Annotated in this window: 3 protein-coding genes; 2 read left to right on the top strand and 1 reads right to left on the bottom strand. The window is 70.6% G+C overall.

Going from position 1 to position 3097, the window contains the following annotated elements; all coding sequences use genetic code 11:
• Window positions 1-181: 181 nt before the first annotated feature.
• Both VKG64_07960 and ettA read left to right on the top strand, forming a co-directional pair.
• Window positions 182-625 (top strand): CoA-binding protein, encoded by a 444-nt coding sequence (locus VKG64_07960; GenBank protein ID HKB24975.1) that lies wholly within the window; start codon window positions 182-184, stop codon window positions 623-625.
• A 189-nt stretch (window positions 626-814) separates the two neighbouring features.
• Window positions 815-2494: an energy-dependent translational throttle protein EttA gene (ettA, locus tag VKG64_07955; protein ID HKB24974.1), complete on the top strand. Its 1680-nt coding sequence runs from the start codon at window positions 815-817 to the stop codon at window positions 2492-2494.
• 194 nt (window positions 2495-2688) lie between these two features.
• Here the strand turns inward: ettA and VKG64_07950 are convergent.
• A partial coding sequence (locus VKG64_07950; GenBank protein HKB24973.1) for a class I SAM-dependent methyltransferase occupies window positions 2689-3097 on the bottom strand: 409 nt, incomplete at its 5' end.

Here is a 3097-nt window from a genome sequence, read left to right as displayed (position 1 = left end):
CGCCTCGGCCTCGAGCCCGGCCTGCTGCTGCCCAACCGCCTCATCACGCAGATCGCCGAGGCGGCGCCGCGCACGATCGAACAGCTGGCCGCGGTTGAGGGCGTGCGGCGCTGGCGGGCGGAGACCTTCGGCGGCGAAATCATTGCAGCCCTCGGCGGCTCGTGAGAGGCTGACCGCCCGTATGGACTGGCGAATGAACCTCGTGGACGACGACGCCGGGCTCGCGCGGATCCTGCACGAGGCACGGACGATCGCGGTGCTCGGCGCCAAGGGCGAGCCCGCGCAGCCCGCACACTACGTGCCCGCGTATCTCAAGGCGCGCGGGTATCGCGTGCTGCCCGTGAACCCGACGCGGGCCGGCGAGCGCATCCTCGGCGAGGCGGTCGCCGCCACGCTCGCCGACCTGCGCGCGCCCGCGGACGTCGTCGAGGTCTTCCGTCGCCCACAATTCTTGCCGGGTCACGCGGCCGAGATCGTCCGGTTGCCGTGGAAGCCCTCGGTCGTCTGGTTCCAGCTGGGCATCCGCCACGACGGCGCGGCGGAGACGCTGGCGCGCGCCGGCATTCGCGTCGTGCAAGACCGCTGCATGATGCCCGAGCACCGCCGCCTGCTCGGCGCCGCCTGAAGTTGGGCGCCGCCTGAAGTACCTAGAATAGAGGAGCGCCACGGCTCCGCCGGGGCGGTCCGAACGACGGGGATTGGGGGCCATGTCGGGGCCCCCAGAAGTAAGCGTGAGATAGAGGACCGCCACGGCTCCGCCGGGGCGGTCCGAACGAGGGGGGTTTGGGGGCCATCTCGGGGCCCCCATGTATATATGGCAGGGGAATACGCGTTCGTCATGAAGGACCTGCGCAAGGTCGTCCCGCCCAAGCGGGAGATCCTGCGCGGCATCTATCTCTCGTTCTTCCACGGGGCGAAGATCGGGGTGCTCGGCGCCAACGGCGCCGGCAAGTCGTCGCTGCTCCGCATCATGGCCGGCGTCGACAAGGATTTCCTCGGGGAGGCGTTTGCCGCCGACGGCCTGCGCATCGGCTACCTGCCGCAGGAGCCGCAGCTCGATCCCACGAAGGACGTGCGTGGCAACGTCGAGGAGGGCGTGGCCGAGACGCGCGCGATCCTCACGCGGTTCGAGGAGGTCTCGGCGAAGCTCGGTGAGCCGCTGTCGGACACCGAGATGGAGAAGCTGCTCGAGGAGCAGGCGCGGCTGCAAGACAAGATCGACGCGGCGAACGCGTGGGATCTGGATCGCACGGTGGAGATGGCGATGGACGCGCTCCGCGTGCCGCCGGGCGACGCGGATGTGGCGAAGATCTCCGGCGGCGAGCGGCGCCGCGTCGCCCTCTGCCGGCTGCTGCTGTCGCGGCCCGACATGCTGCTGCTCGACGAGCCCACGAACCATCTCGACGCCGAGTCGGTGGCGTGGCTCGAGCGCTTCCTCGACGAGTACCCGGGCACCGTCGTCGCCATCACGCACGACCGCTACTTCCTCGACAACGTCGCGAAGTGGATCCTCGAGCTCGACCGCGGCCACGGCATCCCGTGGGAGGGCAACTACACCTCCTGGCTCGAGCAGAAGGAGCAGCGGCTCAAGCAGGAGGAGAAGGCCGACGCCGCGCGCCAGCGTACGCTGGCCCGCGAGCTCGAGTGGGTCCAGATGTCGCCGCGTGCGCGCCAGGCCAAGAGCAAGGCGCGGCTCGCCGCCTACGACGCGCTGCTGCAGGAGTCGAACGAAAAGCGCGCGGAGACGCTCGAGATCAGCATTCCGCCCGGCCCGCGGCTCGGCGACCTCGTCGTCGAGGCGGACCACGTCGGCAAGGGCTACGGCGACCGCGTCCTGATCGACGACCTCGGCTTCAAGCTTCCGCGCGGCGGCATCGTCGGCGTCATCGGGCCGAACGGCGCCGGCAAGACGACCCTGTTCCGCATGATCGTGGGCCAGGAGACGCCGGACAAGGGCACGCTCCGCGTCGGCGAGACCGTGAAGCTCGCCTACGTCGATCAGAGCCGCGACGCACTCGAGGGCAAGAAGACGGTGTGGGAGGAGATCTCCGGCGGCCTGGATCTCATGAACGTCGCCGGCCGCACGATGCAGTCACGCGCCTACGTCGCGTCGTTCAACTTCAAGGGCAGCGACCAGCAGAAGCGGGTGGGCGAGCTGTCGGGCGGCGAGCGCAACCGCCTGCACCTCGCCAAGGTGCTCACCGCCGGGGGCAACGTGCTGCTGCTTGACGAGCCCACCAACGACCTCGACGTCGACACGCTGCGCGCCCTCGAGGACGCGCTGCTCGACTTCGCCGGTTGCGCCGTCATCATCAGCCATGACCGCTGGTTCCTCGACCGGATCGCCACGCATATGCTCGCGTTCGAGGACGAGGGGCGGGTGGTGTGGTTCGAGGGCAACTACGCCGACTACGAGGCCGACCGCAAGAGGCGCCTCGGCGCGGAGGCGGAACGGCCCCACCGACTGCGCTACAAGAAGCTGCCCACGGCCTGATCGCGTCGGCGGCCGTCGTTGCGAGCGCGCGAGCGGGGCCCGGGTCGCCCCCACTCGACCACGCAAATCGACGCTACGGCGCGCCTGTCATCGTGCACCGATTCCCAGCCGGGTCCGACGCAATGCCCGAAACACGGGTCTCGCGGGGGCAACCCGGGCCCCGCTCGCGCGCTCGCGGCGCGTCGGCGGGCAGATCAGGTCGTGCGGGGCTGTGAGGCGTAGATGAGGACGTTCTCGCCTTCGCGGCGTACGCGCTGTGTGCGGACGGACTCGAAGCACCGGCGAAGGATCCGCACGAGCGCGCCGGCGTCGCCGCGGCGATGGCGGTTGACGACGAGCGTGCCCTCGTCCGCCACCAGCGGCACCAGCGCCTCCACCACCGGACGCGAGCGCTCCAGGTCGGCGTAGGCGGCGTCCTCCATCACGAAGTCGAAGCGCCGGCCGGCGTCCCGCAGCGCCGCGGCCACCGTCTCGGCGTCGCCGCAGTAGAACTCCATCGGGCCGAGGTCGGCGAGCCCGAACCAGCGCCGCGCGATATCCAGAATGACGGGATCGCGCTCGATGACCGTGACCAGGCGCGGGGTCGTGAGCCGGTGGACGAGG

This window comes from Candidatus Methylomirabilota bacterium, assembly GCA_035260325.1.
Lineage (GTDB): Bacteria > Methylomirabilota > Methylomirabilia > Rokubacteriales > CSP1-6 > AR19.
Note: the sequence above shows the minus strand (reverse complement) of the source record. Positions and strands in the feature narration are given on the sequence as shown.

Excerpts from the sequence above, each read along its gene's own strand:
- VKG64_07960 (HKB24975.1), top strand. The coding sequence starts at position 182 with ATGGACTGGCGAATGAACCTCGTGGACGACGACGCCGGGCTCGCGCGG.
- ettA (HKB24974.1), top strand. The coding sequence starts at position 815 with ATGGCAGGGGAATACGCGTTCGTCATGAAGGACCTGCGCAAGGTCGTC.